This is a genomic window from Niveispirillum sp. GW835-FHT14G11 (genome assembly GCF_058793615.1).
The window spans coordinates 352,362-371,549 of record NZ_JBXAFZ010000005.1 but is presented as its reverse complement, the minus strand read 5'-3'; the positions used below and the strand labels follow the sequence as shown (position 1 = coordinate 371,549).

Here is a 19,188-nt window from a genome sequence, read left to right as displayed (position 1 = left end):
CTTGCCGATCACAAGAGGCGTAGACTACGCCTAGCGCGAAATCTGATCCAGGAAGCTTTCATCCTGGAGCACGATATAGCCGTTGCGATAGGTGATGGCGCCCGACGCCTGGAAGCTTTTCAGGGTCTTGTTCACGATCTCGCGCGACACGCCCAACATGTTGGCCAGATCCTCCTGGCTGACGAAGGTGGCGATGCGGATGCCGGTATCCGTCTGCCGTCCGTAATTCTGCGCCAGCATCAAGATGCGCTTGGCCAGCCGGCGGGTGACGTTCAGGAAGACCGTGTCCTCGATGATGGCACTGGTCCAGCGCACCCGCTCACACAGCACGCCCATCAGACGGATGCACAGGTCGGCACGTTGCGACAGGAAGGGCAGGAAATCCCTGCGGTCAATGCGCAGCAGGTCCGTCGGCTCCTGTGCCACGATGGTCGCGGTGCGTTCGCCACCGTCCAGCATGGCGATTTCCCCAAACACCGCACCGGTATCCAGGATGTTCAGCAGCATGACCTTGGCATCCTGCGACTCGGTCTGAACCGCGACACGACCGCGCAGGATGACATAGAGACTGTCACCGGGATCACCCTTGGCGAATATCCGCTCCTCCGCCGCCGCGCGGCGGAGCTTCGCAAAACCCAGCACAGCCTCCATCTCCGCCTCCTCCAGGACGCCGAACAAGCTGTTACGGCGCAGCAGGCCAGGATCGATGATAGGCGCCACGGCAATCTCCCCGTCATCCGCGTGGCCTCGGCGGTAACCGGGGCCATCGCCTCAGGATTGATTCCGTGATCGAAAAATGCAAGTCAGACGAGCGCCCGCAGGACCGGACGTGCCACCTGTTCCCACATGGTCGTATGCTCGAATGTATAAAGCGGCCGCACGCCCAGGGTGCCCGCGGTCACCCGGTCGCGAACGCGCGTCAGCAGACACAGCGCGTCCTCACGCTTCTGGTCGGCGCGGCCGATGGGCAGCCAGTCGCGGAAAGCCTTGATCTCCGCCGGATCGACCTCGCCATCATCCTCCGCCTCACGCAGGATGCGGCCATAGTTGCGGTCGCGATAGCACAGATCCTTGGCAATGTCCTGCAGGCGGCGTCGGGCCGGGACCGACAGGATGCCGGCGCCATGGGCGTCCGACAGGGTGCGGCGGATATTGACCATCGCCTCCGACAGGGACGGATAGCCCAGCTCGGCGGGACCATGGGTCACCGCCACCTCGTCATCATCCTCCAGTCGTCCATCGGCATAGGCGTCGAAGATGGCACCGGCCCCTTCCATACCGAAGGGCGCCAACTCGGCGGCGCGCAGGGCGCCCATGCTGGCGGCGCCCAGCACTGGGATGCCCTGCGACATGGCGTACAGGATCTCCTTGTGCCAGACGGCGGGCACATTCTCGAAATAGCCGTCGATGATGGCGATGGCCGCCGGCCGGTCCATGATGGCGCGCAGCACGTCGCCCTGGGCAACGGGGGGGCGATAGTCGGCCGTCAGCACGCGACGGGCGGCAGAAACGGGCAGCGTCGGGCCCAGGAAGACGATGACGGGATTGCTCATGGCATTGTCCTCTCTCAGGCCAAGCCGGCGGCACGGCGGCCGCGGGCCCCAAGGCTGTAATTCGGGCTGTTGTCCACCCCTTCCAGGCCCGGCACGACGACGCGGACCACGGGGATGCCGATCTCGGCGCGGGTCAGGTCGACGACCACCACATCCTCGATCCCGACATTGGCCAGACGCTGGCGGAGTTCACCTAGATCGCCACGCAGGGAATGGCCCTTCCAGCCCTTGACCTCATTGAAGTCGCGCACCGTGGCGCCCAGGCGGATGCGGTTCAACCACAGCGCCTGCTGTTCCTCCGCCAGGAAATGATCGTACTCCTCGCGCCGCATGTCGTCGCGGGCACCGGAAATAAAGGTGAGACGGCTCTGCGCCGCTTCCGTCAGGGCCCGGGACAGGGCAATCTCCGGCATCAGATGCGTGCCATAGCCGCTGGCCGGGCGCACCGTGGTGCCGACGCCGGCATCGGCCTGGACGATGCGCGCCAGGAAGGTGGGCACGCCGACATCGGACGTCATGTCCCACACGCCCACCGCCACGCCGGCATGGGCGAAACGGGCGAGCAGCGCACGGCAGGTCGGATCGGCAATGGTTTCCAGATCGACCCGCGTCTCGTCCTGTCCCTCTTCCGGCAACAGGTTCCACAAGGTGCGCGCATCGCGCTCGATCACTTCCGACAGGCCATGCAGCACGGCCTCGATCCAGTGGTTGCCCGACGCCAACCCGTTGGACGTGGCCTGGAAGCAGCCATGGCCCGTGGGCAGCGGCAGGGTATAGTTGGTGTGAACCATCTCATAGGGGATCCACAGGCTGTTCCCGTCGCGCAGATTGGTGCCTTCCGCCCACAGCATCTGATGATACGGGGAATAGGCACTGTCGACATTGCCGGGCAGCCGGTCTGGATCGACCACCGGTAGCGAATAGCGCAGATCCTCGTAAGATCCGATGCGCAGCGACAGATGGGTGCAGCGCTCGGCATGCCAGCTTTCGATGGATTCCATGACCGCCGATGCCTTGGCGGCAGCCAGGGTCACGCCCTTGCCCTGCGACACGGCCAGCGCCCGCGAATTGGGCCGGTTCACCATAACGACCGGTATGCCGATCGTGTCCAGGCCCGTGACATTGGCCACGCGCGTGATGCCGAATACGGGGAATAACGGCTTCACCCGGTCCAGTGTTTCCTCCGCGGAGATCAACCGGCGCCATTGCGGCATCTCAAGATTGTCCCAGTCGGTCAAACGGACCTGATCCATCTCCGTTCCCCTATCACGCTGTTCGCTTTGCTTTTTGGGCGTATGGGGCCGTTCCGAAGCGAAACCCCGGAACGGCATCCCATGGCGTCACATCTTCGCGGAGAAGATTTCCGCGCTGGAGGAGAAAATCTCCGCACTGGCGCCGGCATCCATCGAGCCGCGGGCCGCGATCCGAGTCATGCTCTGGTTCTGGGCCTCTTCAGCAACGACGACAGCCCCGTTCGGGCCAACACGATACAGGCGACCATCCGCACCACGGGTCAACATATTGCGTTCTCCATATCTAAGGTTACTTCTGTATTCCGAAGACCGACCTGGTGAGGTCTCCTCGTCTTCGCCACCAACGGTAATGCGGATGGTCGGTTTTGCCGTGTGAAGTGCTTCACAGCGACGTATGCAGAAGGAACGCTATGGTGTGTCTACCAAGCGCGGCCTGCCGAACGGTATCCGCGACAGGCCGGAAATTGATACTGAGGGAAGGCGAGGTCGCCGATGAACGCTCCGCAATCCAAGAATGACATCACTGTCTACGAGCCGCATGACCTGGAGGTCGATGGCCAGTTGATCAGTCACAATGTCTGGGTCGACGGTCACCGCACCAGCGTGCGCCTGGAAGCTGTGATGTGGCAGGCCCTGCATGAGATCGCCGAGCGCGAGAATCTCAGCATCCATCAGGTGATCACGATCGTGTCGCGCCGCCAGCATCAGAATGCGTCGCTGACGGCCACGATCCGGGCTTTCCTGGTCGCCTATTACCGCGCCGTCTCGCGGGGTGTCTCCACGCTGCTGCTGCGTGATGTCATCGACCTGCCGGCCGACATGAAGCTCTGATACCGGCGTCCGGATTTGACCAGGACGTCAGCGGATCGAGAGCAGGTTCAGGTTGGAACGGGACTGCGCTGCCATCTCGGTCAGTTCGGTCAGGCTGGGCAGTTGCCTGGCCAGCAGGCGATAGCCGCGTTCATCTGCCAGCATGGCCGCCAGCGCACGCTCCTGCTGCGCGGCCTGGGACTGGCCGATCAGGGCCAGGGCAACGGCGCGACACTGCCGGACCTTGGCGATATGTAAAGCCGCGCCACGGGCGATGGCGATGCCCAGTCCCTGGTCAATGTCCGTCAGGCCGGCGATCCCCCGTCCCATATAGGACAGGGCCAGACCGCGCCGGGCCAGATTGACCGCATCGAACAACGTGGCCCCCGTCGACCGGGACAAGGACAGGCTTTCCGAACTATAGGCCAACACCTCCCCGAACCGGCGTTGGCGAAGCCGGATTTCGGCGACATCCGCGCGCACGAAGACCCGATTGAAGGGGAACTGGTCCTCTTCGGCCAGCCGCAACGCCTCCTCGACCAGCGGCTCGGCCTCGTTCTGCCGCCCCACCAGGGCAAGGCAGCGGGCCTTTTTGACACCGACCATCATGGCGACGTTCAGCATCGTATAGCGGCCGGCCGCGTGCCGTTCCCGCGTGGCAGGACGCTCGGCGATGTCCAGCAGGCGCAAGGCGCTGTCCGGCTCGTCATTCTCGATATGGCAGGCTGCTGCAATGATCAGCAGCTCCGGATGTGCGGCTTCCTCGCCACCGGAATGGCCGATGGCGGAATCGGCCAGCATCAATGCCTGATCCAGGCGACCATAGACCCATTCATAATTGATCTGCTGGACCAAACCGACCATGGCACGGGACTCGTCGCCGACCCGCCGGGCCAGGCCGACGGCCTTGTCCAGTTCCGCCATTGCCCGCTCGCCCATGCCGGCGGGCATGGCAGCCTTTGCCAAAGCCAGACGAAGGTCGATCCCGGCCTCCATATTATCCTGGCTGGTCGGCAGCATCTCGTTCGCCTGGACGGCGATGGTCAGCAACGATACCGCCTCCACCGCCAGCGACCGGGCCAGCGCTTCCTTCCCGGCCGCCAGACCGGACCGCACGGCCAACGGCCACAGCGTACCCGCCGAGGCGTGGCGCGCCTGGGCGGCAAGCCGGCCCGTCAGGTCGGAAAATTCGTCCCGGTTCAGCAGTTCGGCCAGCCGCCCATGCAGATGCTGGCGATCACGCCGCGTCACGCCCGAATAAACCGCCTCATGCATCAGCGCATGATGGAAAGAATATTCCTGACGGGGCAGCAGGCGCGTCTCGTCGATGAAGCCCAGCCTGATCAGATCGGGCAGTCGCCGGACCGCGACGTCTTTGTCCGTCAGGCTGGACAACAGGCCGGCATCGAATGTCTGGCCAACGACGGCGGCGGCGCGCAACAGCCGGCGCGCCTCCTCGTCCAGCATGTCGATCCGCACGCACAGCAGGGTCTGCACCGTGTCCGGCAAGGGGAAGGCCGGCATCTCGCCAGGACGCATGTCCCCAACTTCGCCGATCAGCGAGCCGTTCATCATCAGCACGCGCACGCATTCGACCAGGAAGAACGGATTGCCCCGCGCGCGGCGCGCCAGATCCAGCTTGATCGTGTCCAGGCCCGGGAAGCTGCCCATCCACATGTCCAGCAGGCGCGACGCCTCCGCCACGCCCAGCGGCCCCAGCTTGTGCTGGCGCACGGTCTGATGGGTGGCAAGGGCGATGTTCAACCCCTCCTCGCGACTGGTCAGGATCAGCATCAGGCGCGTGGCCGCCGGCAAATCCAGCAGGGCGCACAACACGGCCTGCACGGCCGTATCCGCCCAATGCGCATCCTCCACCAGCAGCAATATCGGCCGCCGTTCGGAGGCCGCGCGGGCCAGTGCCGCCAGCGCCATGGCTGCCAGTGACAACACGGCGGGCGCGCCGCGTTCGCGCCTACCCTCCTGGGCGGGCCACAGGATCAAGGACAAGGCCTCAGCCGCCTCCGGCTGCGCGCCGGCGGCCCGCAGCATCGCCGATACGCCGTCCAGCGTGCGCGGCAGCGGCCCGTCCAGCAGTTCGGTCACCAGTTGGCACAGGGGACTGGGCGCACCCACCGGCTCCATCACCGGCACCTGCCATTCGATCACCCGCAGGCCGCGCTCCCGCGCCGTTCCGGCCAGGGACCGCATCAGGCGGGTCTTACCCAGGCCGGGGGCGGCCTGGATCAGATGTGCGGCGAACGTCCCGTCCGTCACCATGCTGTCAAGGCCGGTCAAAAGATAGTTACGGATATTCTCCCGCCCGACCATGGGCAGTTCATCGTCGCATTGCCGGCGACGGCCGCGAATGCCCAGCAGCGAATAGGTCTGCAGCGGTCCGTCTCCCCCCAGGACGACCAGCGACCCTTCCTGCGTTTCCACCCAGTCGGCGGCCAGACGGGCCGTGGTATCCGCCATCAGAGCGTGGCCACCCGGTGCCAGCTGCTGAAGCTTGGCGGCGACATGCACCGTGCCGCCCGTGGCAGGATTGCAGGATTGGCGGCCGGCGGCGTCATGGTCCCACAGCACCTCTCCCGATGCCATGCCGACACGCACCTTGTGGCCGCTGCGCGCCACCTCGCGCAGGATGGCCTCTGCCGCAAAGCAGGCGCGGACGGCATGGTTCTCCTGCGCCACTGGTGCGCCGAACACCGCATAGACCCCATCGCCCAAGGTCTGGCACAACGTGCCACCAAAGGCCGCCACATGGCGGCGCATGATGTCGATCAGGCCGGACAGCTGGTCATAGGCGTCCTCGGGATCCTGCGGAATGACCATCAGGCTCGAATTGACGATGTCGCAGAAAAAGGCCGTGACCATACGCCGGTCGGCACGGGCAAGTCCCGTGCGACCGCCGGAGGTTACGGCATGAATGCCATCGTGTGCGTCGTTTGACCGACTTTCACCCGCCACCGACATGATCTCTGCCCGCCGAAGCCAAATGATGGTTTCGAAAATCACCATCCGTCGAAATCCGGAGTCCCCCAACTCTTGGTCTCGACCTTCCGGCATACGATAGCATCACGTTGCGCCCATGGAAACTGGGCACCGACAAAATGTCAGCCATGCAATTGCGAATTATACCTGAGAATATGGATGACTTCGTTGATGCCCTCGGCGACGCCGCCTGCATGTGCAATCATGCGCATCGACGCGAACCAAGGCCGTGTCGCCGCACCAAGGGTTGACCAGTCGCCACCACCTTGAACGCGCCAGACCGGCGTGCCCAAGGCCCCCGCCATCTCGCCCACCGCCGTGGGGGCTGTGACCACCAGGTCCAGGGTCGATATCAGGCCGGCAAGCCCTTCCAGATCGTCTGTCAGGTCCAGGCCGGGCATGACGTGCAACCGGTGCCCCGTCGCCTCCAGCCGGGCGATCTCCGCCGGGCCGGCACCATATTGCAAATTCACCACCTGCACCGACGGCTGCGCCAACAGCGGCGCCCAATGCTCCAGCGCTGCATAGTTCGCGCGGCGGCGCGTGGTGATCAGCCGGGAGCGCCAGCAGATGCCCACGCGCAGCCCGGCCGGCAACCCGTCCAGCCAGGTCCGCGCCTGCGCCACCCTGCGGCGGTCCGCCACCAGGAAAGGCGTACCGATGAAGGATGACAGCGCCGGTCGCAGCAGGGGAACCAGCCCGCCGGCGGGGATATGCGCATCCATGTCGGGCCGTTCGGGCGCATCCGATCCGACGGGCGGCAGGGACTGCGCGCGCACATTGGCTGCGGGGAAGCTGCGGGTGAACAGGCCAAGCAGGCGCGGATCGCACTCGATGGTCACACCGCCGGGCGGCTGTCCGGCCCGCGCGATCGCCTCCTTATATAGACTGGCGAACATCAGTTCGTCGCCCAACCCCTGTTCCCGCCAGATCAGCAGGCGTCCACGGGGCAGGACCTGTCCCTGCCATTGCGGAATGGCGAAGCGGCGGTCGGGCAATGCCTCCCCCGCGGCGAAGCGCCAGGCATAATCGGCCCAGCCGCCGCCCAGGTCCCCCGCCTCCAGCCGCATCAGCGCGCGCGAAACACGCGCACGGCCCAGCTCGGGGTCCAGTTCCAGCGCCCGGTCCAGGGCCTGGCGCGCCCGTATCCGGTCGCCCTGCGCCAAGCGGCAGAGTCCCAGATTGCCCCACACCGCCGCCGACCCGGAATCCAGGGCCAGGGCCTGCGACAGCACAGTTTCGGCCTCCCGCAAGTGGCCCGCCAATTCCAGCGCGGCACCCAGGTTGGACAGGCCCTGGATATTGCCTGGATCAAGGCGAAGCCCTTCGCGATAGGCGGTGATGGCAGCGTCCAGCTCGTCCAGTTCCTGCAGCGCCACGCCCAGGAAGATGCGCGCCTCTGCGCTGTCGGGTGCGGCGGCGACGGCGGCAAGATGGCATTCCAGCCCTTCACCCAGCCGGCCACGCTCCACCAGCACATTGCCCAGGTTGGACAGGGTCTCGGCATGACCGGGCCGGGCGGCCAGGGACCGCCGGTAAGCGTCCTCCGCCCCCGCCAGTTCCCCCTGCAACCCCAGGACCGCACCCAGATTGTTCCAGGCCTGGGCGTGGCCCGGCTGCCCCCTCAGCAGGGCTACATAGCCCGCCTTCGCCCCGGTCAGGTCGCCCAGCGCGCGCTGGCTGTTGGCCAGATTGAACATGGCGCCGGCATGGCCGGGCCGCCGCGACAGGGATTTCTGGTAGGCATCGACCGCCTGGCGGTGCGCGCCCATGGCGGCCAGCGCATTGCCCAGATTGAAAAGATAGGGCGCATGATCGGGCTTCAGGCGCAGCGCCTTGCGATGGGCTTCCACCGCCGGGGCGGGACTGCCGGCAGCGCGCAGCGCGCTGCCCAGATTGTCATGATAGTCGGCGGCCGTGGGCTGGCGCCGGACGGCGTCGGTCAGCAGCGCCACCGCGTCGGCCGGATCGCCCAGTTGCAGGCTCGCCACCCCCAGCAGGTTCAGCAACTGGGCATTGCGCGGGTCGGCGGCCAGCAGCGCCCGATAGGCCGCCGCGGCACCGGCCACGTCACCGGCCTGATGCAGACGCACCGCCTGCTCCGCGGTGACATAAGCTCCCCCCGCCGCCATTCGTTCCCCCGTCCTATACCGATGCACCGGCACCGGCCCGCCCGCCTCGGCTCATTCTAGGCCATTGTCCTTGTCGGGCGTAACCCGATGTGGAATAATGCTTCCATGGTTTTACCGTTCAAAGGGCACGGCGACCGTTATGAAGCCTGCGACGGGTTATAGCAATCGTCCCACATCCGATGACCCCCGCGACGTCGAGGCCTGGGGCCTCACGGAAGCGGCGCGCCGTCTGATCCATGCCCGCCAGGCGCCGGAGAATCCGGATCTCCTGCGGCAGGCATTGTCGCTTAACCAGCGGCTCTGGACCATATTCCAGACTTCGATGGTCGATCCGGAATGTCCGCTTCCCCGGGACATCCGCGACAATGTTCTGGCCCTGTCCATCATCGTGGATCGCCAGACCTTCGACCGGCTGATCGATCTGGATGTGAACAAACTGGATCGGCTGATCGACATCAATCGTGCCGTGGCCACGGGCCTGTCGCAGCGCCCGCCGGCCGGTGCCGCGCCGGCACCGGGTCAGGCCGCAACCGCGGTGCCGCCCGTGCCCAAGCCACCGGCCCCGCCGGCGGGCGGCCCAGGTAAGCTCAGCATTTCCATCTGACCGGGGATAGTACCCCCGATCAGGGTCGATGGCATGTATTCCAGCCGTATTTTCCTTGAGGAATCCCTGAGGAAAACCGGCTGGAATAGATTGCATTTTATCGAAATGGCCGTTAGAGTGGCTGTTGGAAGGGGCTTTTGGTGACCGCATCCAGACTCCGGATGCCATAAGTAAGGAGGCTTGTCATGGTCTCGTCCGTTAGCGGGTCGAGTTCGGTTCTCACGTCCAGCAGCTCGTCGCTGTTGGGGACATCCACGACAGCCTCTAGCGTCACCACAGCAACCGGTACTGCCAGCGCGTCCAGCGTCCTTTCGAGCACGACCAAGAAAATGTCGGACATCGAGAAGCAGCTGGCCGAATTCGCAGAAGCTACCGCCAAGTCCAGTAAGAAGGCCGAGGCGCAGTCCAAGATCCAGGTCCAGACCTTCGAGAAGGAGGTCCGCAAGTCGCCCTACGCCACCAATGGCGCGGCCACCGACATCGGCACCCTGGTGAAGGACAGCACGCGCCTCAATGTCTACAGCGCCATCAAGAAGGACGACAAGGGCGACGTCTTCAAATTCCGCGTCCAGAATTCGGGCGAGGCGCAGATGGGCCTGCTGGGTGATCCGGGTCTGCGGGTCCAGGTCATGTCCCGCTTCGGCGCCGTCGTCGCCGACAGCAAGGCAGGCCTGGGCTCCACCAGCGACAATTACGCGAAGTTGCAAAAGGGCGAGTTGAAGCTGACCTCGGGTGATTACTACGTCAAGATCACCAATGACGGCAACACCGCGACCAAGGACAGCAAGGGCGCCACCGTCTCCTCCAAGAATTACGCGATTCAGCTGTCGATGGGCGTCTATCGCAAGGATTACGACACCGTTGCACAGCAGCCCAAGGCGGGTGACGGCATGCCGCAGCAATCGGCGGCGTCGCTGGAGCTGCAGAACATGCTGACCGCGGCTCAGAGCTTCGATACCGGCCTGTCCGGTACCGCCAAGCTGAACAACGCCCTGTTCGGCTAAGCTATTCGTGTTCCCCCACGCGCCGGGCTCCGTCATCCGGTGGCTTGGCTCGATAGCGCACGGGCAAACGGGCAAAGCCGTTGCCAGCCTGGGGCCGCAGTTTCACTCAAGCAGAAATGGCGAAATTGAAACCGGGCTGCGTCGTCACCGACGCGGCCCGATTGTAGCTTTCGGCGGCTTGGCGCGCGGCGCGGCGACCGTTGGCCTCGCTTTCCTCTCCGCCTTCCGATCCCTCCCCGTTGCGCGATTGGCGCAGCTCCGTCTGGGCCTGCGCCTTGGTGGCGTCGGCCTGGGCGGCGACGGCGCGGTCCTGCGGGGATGGGTCCTGCGGGGCCAGCGCCGCGCGCTTCACCACCTCCATCTTGGTGATGGTGGCTTCCGGATTGCCGCGCACGGGTGAAACATCGATCGGCACCTCACCGGCGGTGGCGTAGCGCCGCCCGTCGGGTCCCGTCGTGTATTCCAGCTGGATACTGCCGGCATAGGGACCGCCGACCGTCTTGTGCGCCTGCTCGTGGGTACGCACCTCGACATCGGTCTGTTTAAGCTCACGCAGCTGCGTCTGCTGCTCCGCCGTCAGATCCTTTTCCGCCGCCGGTGTGCCGGGCGGGGACGAAGCCGCCTGCCCCCCACCGCCACGCGCCGCCTTCGCGCCACCGGGCACGGCAAACAGGGTGGAGGTTATGCCGGAAATGGCGGTCATGACATTGTTGCTGTGGGAATGGGCCAAGCTGGATGGTACCGCCGCCGGTGCGATCGCCAAACCCCAAAATGCGAAATCCCGGCCCCACGGGAGGGGGGCCGGGATCGACACGCCATGCAGCTGGGGTAAGGGGCCGCTGCCGCCCGTCAGTTTACCGCTTCAGGTTGATCGTCTCCGTCAGCATTTCGTCGGTGGTCGTGATCACGCGGGTATTGGCGGTGTAGGAACGCTGCGCCACGATCAGCTTGGTGAATTCCTGCGCGATATCGACATTGGACCCCTCGATGGAGCTGGCGGCGATCACCCCGGCGCCGTTGACGCCGGTAGAGGTGAAGCGGGCGCGGCCGCTATCCGCCGTCTCCGTGAAGGTACCGCCCGTCTCGCGGCCCAGCGCGTTGGCATTGTTGAACAGCACCAGCGGCACCTGGGCGATCACGCGGCGGCGACCATTGTCGTAATTGGCCACGACATCGCCGTTCTCGCGGATTTCCACGTCGCGGAAGGTGCCCTGCGGGCTGCCATCCTGGAGCAGCGAGGTAACGTTGATGGCGTTGCCCTCGTACTCCGTCAGGCCGGTGGCCTCGCCGAAGGTACCCAGATCCAGGGTGATGCGCTGCGGCCCATCGCCATAATCGACGGTGAAGCTGACCTGTGCCGGCTGGCCCCCTTCGGTCACGGCGCTGACCGTGGCATTGCCGGTGCCGACATTGGCCGATGACAGGCTGGACAGCGTGCCCGCCTTGGCCGCGTCGCCGTTCGGCAGGGTTCCGCCGAAATTCAGCGTGATGTGCGGCGGGGTCGTGCCGATGTTGGAGCTGGGCTCACCCAGGAAGGCGATGCCGTCCTGGTTGCTGGTCATGGTGATGACGCCGCCCACCGACGTGGCCTGGACGGGAATGCCGCTTTCCTGGTTGACCTTCAGCGCCAGGTTGGCCGCGATCTCGTCCAGCGACACCTCATCGCCGGTCGTTGTGTAGGTAATGGTGCGGTTGAAATTCGGCGCCACTTCCTGGGCACCGTCCAGCTGGATGCTGCTGTCCTTGGCGGTCAGCAGGATGCCGGTGGTGGTGCCGTCATTCTTCACCGCCGATGCGGTGAAGGGCGCGCCGAAATCATTGCCGATCTTGGTGACGATGCTGTCCAGCACACTGGCCGGCGTCTGGAAATCGCCGATATTCTGCTCCGTGATCTGCACCGCATAGGTGGTGCCGTTCATGGTGACCGCATAGCGGTTGCCGACGACCGGGGCCGCCGTGGTGGAGGAGAAGTCGAAGAATTGCGACGCGGGATCGGTCACCATCTCATCGGTGCCCGTGACGCGGAACGGCGTGTTCACCGCCGCCCCCGTCAGCACGATCTTGTTCTCGCCGACCGGCACCGTGGCCGTAACGTCGGCGCTGGTGATCTGCGGCAGGAACAGGGTGGTCAGGGCATCGGTCTGCGTCGGCGGCTGGACCGGCAAACCATCCAGATCGGCCTGGGTCAGCGGTCCGTAATTGTAGGTCGCACCGTTGATGGTGACGCTATAGACGTCGCCGACCTTCGGGGCCGTGTTGGGGTAGGACACTTCCGTGACCTGGGCCGCCGTGGTCGAGGGCTGGGTCGTCGTCGTGCCTTCCAGGGCGATGGGATCGACCTGATTGGTCGTCGGGCTGCGCAGCGTTACCGAATAGGTGGCGCCGACATCGCCCGGCACGCCGGTGATGGAGATGCGCTGCGTCTGGCGCGAACCGGTGATATTGCCCTGGACCGAGCTGACGAAAGTCGTGTTGTCGGCCGGCGGGGCGTTATCGACAGCCGCCTGCATGAAGCGGTCGCGGCCGCTGACCGTGAAGGCCGTATTGGTGGTATCCGCCGTCAGAACCAGACGGGTGCCGGAGACGGTGGCCGTCACGCCCAGGCCCAGGCCGTTGACCTCATTGGCGAATTCATTCAGTTCCGTCGCCATGTCATTGCCGGCGACAGGGGTATAGCTGATGATCGTGCCGTTGATCGTTACGGACATGTCGTCTTCGTCCGTACCGATGTCGCGGTTCGGATAGCTCAGCTCCGTCACCTGGCTGGCGGTGGATGAGGCGACGGTCACCGTCGTACCAGCCTGTTCACCCACGCTGAAGCTGTCGCCCACCGTCGTGCCGCGCAGGGTCAGGGTATTGCCCGTGACCGAGGCGATGACCTTCTCGGTGGAGGAATTGGCGTTCACCTGCGCGGCCAGCGCCGTGACGACCCCGTTCAGGTCCTTCAGCTGGCCGATATTGGCGGCCGTCACCTCGACGGTGTAGGTCTGGGTCGTGGTGTTGTCCACGTTCAGCGTGAAGGTGTCGCCGACATCGACGGAACTGCCGGCGAAGGTGATGACCGACTGCTGCTGTTGTGTCGCCGTGGCCGGCGTGGTCACCGGCGTATTGGCCGTGTTGATGGTCGGCGTGGCGTTGTTCACGCCCGTCGTCAGGGTGAAATCATCGCCCGACGTGGTGGCGGAGATGCGCAGGCGGCCGTTGGACACGGTGGCCGTCACGCCGACAGGCGGCACGGCACCGTTGATCTTGTCGGCCAGCGACTGGGCCACGCCCGTCAGGTTGGACAGCTGCGAGGCGTTGGTGGTGGTCACGCTCTCGGTGAATTCCACACCGTTCACACTGACGCGATAGGTGTCGCCGATCTTGAAGGCACCATCGCCGTTGGGCGAGGTGAACTGCACTTCCTCGATCTGCTTGCGGGGGGCGACGCCCTGGGTCATCGACGTGGACTGGGCCGAGACGGGGAAACCGTCCAGGCTGCCGGACAAGGGCAGGCTGCCCAAAGCACCCGGCGTATCGACGGACAGGCGCCAGGCGCCATCCACCTGGCCCGGACGCCAGCCCAGCGTGATGTCACGCGGCTTGCCGGTGCTATCAAAGATCTGGATGGTGGTCGGCTGGATCGGCTGGCCCGGTGTCGGGTCGGTCGGCAGGTTGGCGCGCAGCTCGATGGACTTGGTGGGCACCGGGCTGTCGATATCGGCCGTCACCTGGATCGGCGTGGCCGAGGTCGAGAAGGAATTCGTCGCCTCACTATAGATATAGCCGTTCAGCGCGAAGCCGGAGCGGTTGACCAGGATGCGCTCGTCGTTCAGCTCGAAGGAGCCGTCACGGGTGTAATAGCGCTCGCCGGTCGGGACCGAGGCCCCGTTGACTTCCGTCAGACGGCTGACATTGAAGAAGCCCTGTCCGCGGATGGCCAGGTTGGTCGTGCGATCCACCGTCTCGATATTGCCGGCCACGCTGTTGGCATAGCTGGGACGGGCGACGACGCCACCGGGATTGTGGACGCGGGAGTTGGATTGCAGCACCAGGTTGGTGAAAGCGGTATCGACGCGCTTGTAGCCGGTGGTGCGGGCGTTGGCGATATTGTCCGAGATATGACCCAGCGCGGCTGCCTGGGCCTGAAGGCCGGAGATGCCGGTGGTCAAGGATCCGAAGATGCTCATGGAAAGGCTCCCGTAGGAATGATGGCGTGTCGCAGCTTATTGAGCAAGTTCAATGCCAACTGCCGATATCATCGTAAGTAATTGATTTTAAATATAATCATGATTCCAGCCGTCCCGGCATTCCCTGCCCCCCACACCCTGCACCAGGCCCGGTCGGCGGATTTTGCCGGGCGCCGGGTGGCTTTTGCCGGTGGCGGACATGGAAAGGGCCGGACAGCCATTCAGGCGATCCGGCCCTTTTCGGGTGGGGGGTTGGTCCACCGCTTAATTGGGGCGCGGCGGCACGGCGAACATGCCGGTACGCACGTCATTGGCCATGCCCTCCAGGAACTCGGCCGTCGTGCCGACGCCATGCTTGGCCAGCAGCCCATAGATGGCCGCCGTCACTGACATGGTGCCGATCATGTCATAGGGCACACCCTCGCGCGCCGCGTTCACCCAGAAGGTGTTGAACTGGTCGAACAGACGGGTACGGATGGCCTCGTCACTGCCCGGTGCGCTGGTGGGGGCCGGGGCGGCGGCAAAGCCGTTGGGGGGCGAAAAGGCGTTCATTTCGGTTTCTCCTTCGTGATGGGATTTTGGGTCGGGGTCAGGCAAGGAAGTTGATCAGGGACAGGGACTGGACTCTACCGGTGATGGTGTAGCTGGCCTGCTGAGTGGACAAAGCCGCCTGCAGGCGGACGGCGACCTCGTTCTGGTCAACCCCTTCGATGCCAGCCAACTCGTTCTGGGCCTTGGCGACGGCGTCCTGGTGGCGGCTCTGGGTGTTGTCCATGGTGGCCGCCGCGTTCACGACGCGGGAATGCACCCCGCGCAGCTCGTTCTGCGCATCGATCAGCAGGTTCTTGCCCTCATTCATCAGCTCCGAATAGTCGCCGGGGCGGGAGACGGCGGCCGTCAGGCGGCGCAGGCCGCTGACCAGCTTCTGGATGGCCGGGTCATTGCTGCTGACCCCGTATTTCACGGTCAGGTTATCGTCGACCTGCAGCTGGGCAATGTCGTAGGAGGCGGACACTTCCTGCGTCGTCTGATATTGCGTGTCATAGAAGGGCAGGCCGGGCGGGCTGACGATGCCTTCGAACGTGTCCTGCTCGGCCAGCGGCGGGATCTCGTTGGTGATCAGCTTGGTCTGGTTGCCGGAATTGTTGATATCGGCCGTCGTCTGGAACTGGCTGTTGGGTTCCTTCGCCGTCAGGACGATATTGGTCTCGTCGGCGGGATCGACGCTGGCCACGACGGTGGCGGCCGGGTCGGCGTTGATCTGCCCCGTCAGCTTCTGCGCCACCCAGCCCGACATGGACAGCTGGGCATTCGCCGGCTGGGTGGCGTTATGGGCCTTCAGCTCGTCGAAATCCTTGGCGCCGACGACATAGCTGTAATTGGTCGGCCCGGCGATGATCACCTGCGGCGGCGCGTTCTCGTTCTGTACGATGGTGCGCGCACCGATCGACATGTTGAACACGTCGCCGACATCGGCGTCATTGCCGTGCAGCTTCACATTGTCGATCTGCTGCTGGGTCTCGGTCGCTTCCTGGATCGTAAAGGGCGCGTTGCCGGCATCGATGGCGTTGGCCGCGGCCAGGACCGTGTTGTTGTGCGTGCCGTTGTCATAGACCTGGCTGGTCAGCGTGAACTTCTCCTTCACATCATTGCCGATGACGGTAACGACGCCGTTGGAAACGGACGCGGTGACGTTGAAGGGCGGGTTGCTGTAGGCCTGGATCTGGTCCACCAGGCCGGTGCCGCTGCTGTTGGTCAGGGCCTCGTCCAGCGAAGCCTCGTTGCCCGTGGTGACATAGGTAAAGCGCTTGCCGTTCAGCACCATCTCATAGGTTTCGCCGGCATCGCCGCGCTCGCCCACCAGGGTGGTGCGGCTGATCTGCTTGGCGGCGACGATGTCATCCACGGGCTTGGTGTTATAGCGGGAACCGGAGAACAGGTAGCGGTCGCCCACCCGTTCGTTCAGCAGCGACTGAAGCTCCACCGTCATGCCGCGGATCACCTCCTTGGTGGAGGCGAGGTCGGGCCATGTCACGTCGAAGCTGGACAGGCCGGTGCCTTCCAGGCTCTCGATATTCAGCTTGATGACGGCGCCATCGCCCGGACCGCCGGAGATAGTGAAGCGGTCGGCATCCACCTGCGGTGGCACCTGCTTCAGGTTGATGGTGTTGGTGGAACGGCCGCCCAGCCCGTCGGTGACGGTCACGTCGAAGCTGCCCGGCGTCCCGCTCTTGCTGGGCACCGACGAGATGGTGTAGGTGGCCTCGGCCTTGAAACTGCTGTTGATCGTATCGACCGACACCTTCATGGCGCCGCTGGACTGGTTGGTGACGCTGCTGATGCGGGGCTCGCCGGGGCCTTGCGGCAGGCGCGTGGCGCTGGACAGTTCGCTGGCCATGTCGGCCATACGCTCCATCAGCGTGTCGTACGACTTCACGCGCGTCATCGTCTGGTCGATGGTCTGCGAATAGCTCTGCCGCCGCACCAGCTCCGACTTCAGGTCCAGCAGCCGCTGCGACTGCGTACCGTAGAAGGAGACATCCGTCGATTTCTTGCCGGTATTGAGCTGCGCAGACAAATCGTCGATCGTGCTCTGCCCACCGGTAAGCGTGCGGATGGTGTTGATGTAGCTGCCATAGGCGCTGATGCGGGTCATCTGACGATCCCCTCAATAGCATCCAACATGTTGTTGACCGTCTGCATCACGCGGGCGGCGGCGGAGTAGTTGCGCTGGAGCACCTGCAACATGGCGATTTCCTCATCCATGTTGACGCCGGTATTGTTCTTGTAGCGGCCGTCCAGTTCGTTCTTGAAGTCGGTGGCGATGGTCGCCTGCTCGGTCGCAACCTTGGAATTCGCACTCCATTGCCCGATCATGGTGGACACCATGGAGCCATAGGAAACGCCCGAGGCCCGCAGGCCGTCGGCATTGATCGACCGGCCCGTTGCCTCCATAGCCGTGGTCACGCCCTGGGCGGCACTGGCCTTGATGGTGAGGTCGCCCGACAAAAGGCCGGGGTTCAGCTCGATATTGCCGGCGCCCGTGCCGATGAAGAACCGGTTGGGCAGCTCGCCCTCGGCCACCGGGGTGGCGCCATTATAGGCGTCGGCGAAGCTGGTGGGCTCACCAGGCTTGGTGGCACCCAGGAACGCTTCCGACACGGCCTGCACCTGCGAGCGCAGCTTGCGCAGGATCTCTCCGCCCGGAAGGGTGGAGGCCGCCTGCGGCGGCTCCTGGGTGGAGCCATCGGCGCGCAGTTCCAGCAGCGCTCCCAGCTTGCCATCGCGGATCATGCCCGTCAGGTCGCGATCGGACGCGGTCGACCGCAGCTGACCGTTCTGATAGGTGAATTTCACCGGGGCCGCATCCAGCAGCGACACGCCGGAGGTGGTGAAGATCGACAGCTTGCCGTCCGTGCGCTCCACGGTCCGGATGCTCATCATGCTGGCAACTTCGCGCACCAGGGCGTCGCGGCGATCTTCCAGGTTCATGGTCGGGTCGCCGGCACCGCGCGTCGACATGATGTCGGCGTTCAGCTGGTCGATGGAGGCGAGCGCCTGATTGAGGGTGTCGACCGAGTTGGTGATATCGGTGTCCAGCTGCTTCTCGATCTCGCCGATATCGCTGTTCAGGCGACGGATCTCACGTGCCAGATCCTCGCCATGGACGATGATCTGGCCCTGGGCCACGGTGCTTTCCGGCGTGGCGGCCAGTTCCTTCCAGGCCGCCTGGAACTTGTCCAGCGCACTGGTCAGGGGCGGGGTGCCGCCCGTTGTGCCCAGCAGATCGGTCGCCCGGCGCATATAGGTAGACAGCGTCGCCGCCCCGGCTTCCTCGGAAACCGTCTGTTCCATTTGCACGCGCAGCGCCACATCCACCTGGCGCTTGTACTGCGCGATAGTGGCATTACCCTGATTGTCGACCGTCTGTTCCAGCGAATGCCGGGACCGGTTGGGATCCTCCGCACGGGCCACGTTCTCGGCAACCAACCCCAACTGCCCCTGGATCAGGCGCAGGCCGTTGCTGGAATGATTGAGAACGCCGAAGAGGCTGGTCATCGGACGGGTCCCTTGTTCTGACGAAATCGTCAGGACCGATCCCCATGACCGGCCCGCCATCCCATGTGCAACAGGCGGGCCAACTACGAATCATGTTGATTTATAAGGGTTTTGGTCACTTCGCGTCGGGTCAGTATCGACCCTGGGCAGATTCTGCCGGACGGAAAATGCTGGAAACGGCAAGGATGGCCGGGTGCCGAAAAGCAATACCCCCGCCGATGGGCGGGGGTATGGACACAGAAAGGAGATGGTCTGGATCAGGCCGAATGCACAGCCGCCGACAATAGCGACAGGCGGCTGCGCACGATCTGTTGGGCCAGCAGCCAATGTTCGACATCGCGGCCCGCCGGCTGCCCTTCCGACAGCCACAACAGATAGGCCTCCTCCGCCACCAGGGCGTCAGACGGTTCGGTGCTGATGGCTGCAGGCGTGGTCGGCGCGGCGGCAGGAACGGGGGCCGGGGTCGCCTTCTTGACACGGGGTTTGGCGGGCGTCTTGGCCTTCACGGGTGGCGGGGCCGGATTGGGTTCGGTTTCGGGCAGCGACAGGGCGGCGGCTTCAGACTTGACGGATTTGCGCGGCATCGGGGCGTTACTCCTGGGTAGAG

Annotated in this window: 16 protein-coding genes; 3 read left to right on the top strand and 13 right to left on the bottom strand. The window is 64.9% G+C overall.

Features of this window, described 5'->3' with window-relative positions:
- Window positions 1-30: 30 nt before the first annotated feature.
- The 4 genes from AC1Q7F_RS12255 to AC1Q7F_RS12240 form a co-directional block, all read right to left on the bottom strand.
- Complete coding sequence (locus AC1Q7F_RS12255) at window positions 31-720, bottom strand: Crp/Fnr family transcriptional regulator (RefSeq protein WP_492507124.1); 690 nt, start codon at window positions 718-720, stop codon at window positions 31-33.
- Window positions 721-803: 83 nt separating this feature from the next.
- Complete coding sequence (locus AC1Q7F_RS12250) at window positions 804-1,553, bottom strand: TfuA-like protein (RefSeq protein WP_492507122.1); 750 nt, start codon at window positions 1,551-1,553, stop codon at window positions 804-806.
- Window positions 1,554-1,567: 14 nt separating this feature from the next.
- Window positions 1,568-2,806 carry a YcaO-like family protein gene (locus AC1Q7F_RS12245; RefSeq protein ID WP_492507120.1) on the bottom strand — a complete coding sequence of 413 codons (1,239 nt, stop codon included), beginning with the start codon at window positions 2,804-2,806 and terminating at the stop codon, window positions 1,568-1,570.
- Between the two features lie 87 nt (window positions 2,807-2,893).
- A complete protein-coding gene (locus tag AC1Q7F_RS12240) occupies window positions 2,894-3,073 on the bottom strand; it encodes a hypothetical protein (RefSeq protein WP_492507119.1) in 180 nt (59 codons plus the stop codon).
- 225 nt (window positions 3,074-3,298) lie between these two features.
- Here AC1Q7F_RS12240 and AC1Q7F_RS12235 point away from each other — a divergent pair, with 225 nt between their 5' ends.
- Window positions 3,299-3,637 (top strand): ribbon-helix-helix domain-containing protein, encoded by a 339-nt coding sequence (locus AC1Q7F_RS12235; RefSeq protein ID WP_492507117.1) that lies wholly within the window; start codon window positions 3,299-3,301, stop codon window positions 3,635-3,637.
- Between the two features lie 27 nt (window positions 3,638-3,664).
- Here the strand turns inward: AC1Q7F_RS12235 and AC1Q7F_RS12230 are convergent, their stop codons facing one another.
- Window positions 3,665-6,493 carry an ATP-binding protein gene (locus AC1Q7F_RS12230; protein ID WP_492507115.1) on the bottom strand — a complete coding sequence of 943 codons (2,829 nt, stop codon included), beginning with the start codon at window positions 6,491-6,493 and terminating at the stop codon, window positions 3,665-3,667.
- A gap of 239 nt (window positions 6,494-6,732) precedes the next feature.
- On the bottom strand, window positions 6,733-8,742 hold the full coding sequence (locus tag AC1Q7F_RS12225) for a tetratricopeptide repeat protein (RefSeq protein ID WP_492507113.1): 2,010 nt from the start codon (window positions 8,740-8,742) through the stop codon (window positions 6,733-6,735).
- Between the two features lie 139 nt (window positions 8,743-8,881).
- Between AC1Q7F_RS12225 and AC1Q7F_RS12220 the strand changes: the two genes are divergently transcribed.
- Complete coding sequence (locus tag AC1Q7F_RS12220) at window positions 8,882-9,346, top strand: flagellar biosynthesis regulator FlaF (protein ID WP_492507112.1); 465 nt, start codon at window positions 8,882-8,884, stop codon at window positions 9,344-9,346.
- A 112-nt stretch (window positions 9,347-9,458) separates the two neighbouring features.
- Here AC1Q7F_RS12220 and AC1Q7F_RS12215 read toward each other — a convergent pair whose 3' ends face one another.
- Window positions 9,459-9,686 carry a hypothetical protein gene (locus tag AC1Q7F_RS12215; RefSeq protein WP_492507110.1) on the bottom strand — a complete coding sequence of 76 codons (228 nt, stop codon included), beginning with the start codon at window positions 9,684-9,686 and terminating at the stop codon, window positions 9,459-9,461.
- Between AC1Q7F_RS12215 and AC1Q7F_RS12210 the strand changes: the two genes are divergently transcribed.
- Entirely contained in the window at window positions 9,676-10,350 is a 675-nt protein-coding gene (locus AC1Q7F_RS12210) for a hypothetical protein (RefSeq protein ID WP_492507108.1), read from the top strand. The genes AC1Q7F_RS12215 and AC1Q7F_RS12210 overlap by 11 nt on opposite strands.
- A 106-nt stretch (window positions 10,351-10,456) precedes the next feature.
- Here the strand turns inward: AC1Q7F_RS12210 and AC1Q7F_RS12205 are convergent, their stop codons facing one another.
- From AC1Q7F_RS12205 to AC1Q7F_RS12180, 6 genes are all read right to left on the bottom strand, one after another.
- Window positions 10,457-11,053, bottom strand: coding sequence for a putative metalloprotease CJM1_0395 family protein (locus tag AC1Q7F_RS12205; RefSeq protein WP_492507106.1), 597 nt, complete (start codon window positions 11,051-11,053; stop codon window positions 10,457-10,459).
- A gap of 151 nt (window positions 11,054-11,204) precedes the next feature.
- Entirely contained in the window at window positions 11,205-14,522 is a 3,318-nt protein-coding gene (locus AC1Q7F_RS12200) for a flagellar hook-basal body complex protein (RefSeq protein ID WP_492507104.1), read from the bottom strand.
- 264 nt (window positions 14,523-14,786) lie between these two features.
- Window positions 14,787-15,074 carry a hypothetical protein gene (locus AC1Q7F_RS12195; protein WP_492507102.1) on the bottom strand — a complete coding sequence of 96 codons (288 nt, stop codon included), beginning with the start codon at window positions 15,072-15,074 and terminating at the stop codon, window positions 14,787-14,789.
- 37 nt (window positions 15,075-15,111) lie between these two features.
- Window positions 15,112-17,178: a hypothetical protein gene (locus tag AC1Q7F_RS12190; RefSeq protein ID WP_492507100.1), complete on the bottom strand. Its 2,067-nt coding sequence runs from the start codon at window positions 17,176-17,178 to the stop codon at window positions 15,112-15,114.
- Complete coding sequence (flgK, locus tag AC1Q7F_RS12185; protein WP_492507098.1) at window positions 17,175-18,581, bottom strand: flagellar hook-associated protein FlgK; 1,407 nt, start codon at window positions 18,579-18,581, stop codon at window positions 17,175-17,177. Before flgK ends, AC1Q7F_RS12190 begins: the two co-directional genes overlap by 4 nt.
- A gap of 257 nt (window positions 18,582-18,838) precedes the next feature.
- Window positions 18,839-19,165 carry a DUF2934 domain-containing protein gene (locus AC1Q7F_RS12180; RefSeq protein ID WP_492507097.1) on the bottom strand — a complete coding sequence of 109 codons (327 nt, stop codon included), beginning with the start codon at window positions 19,163-19,165 and terminating at the stop codon, window positions 18,839-18,841.
- Between the last annotated feature and the right edge of the window lie 23 nt (window positions 19,166-19,188).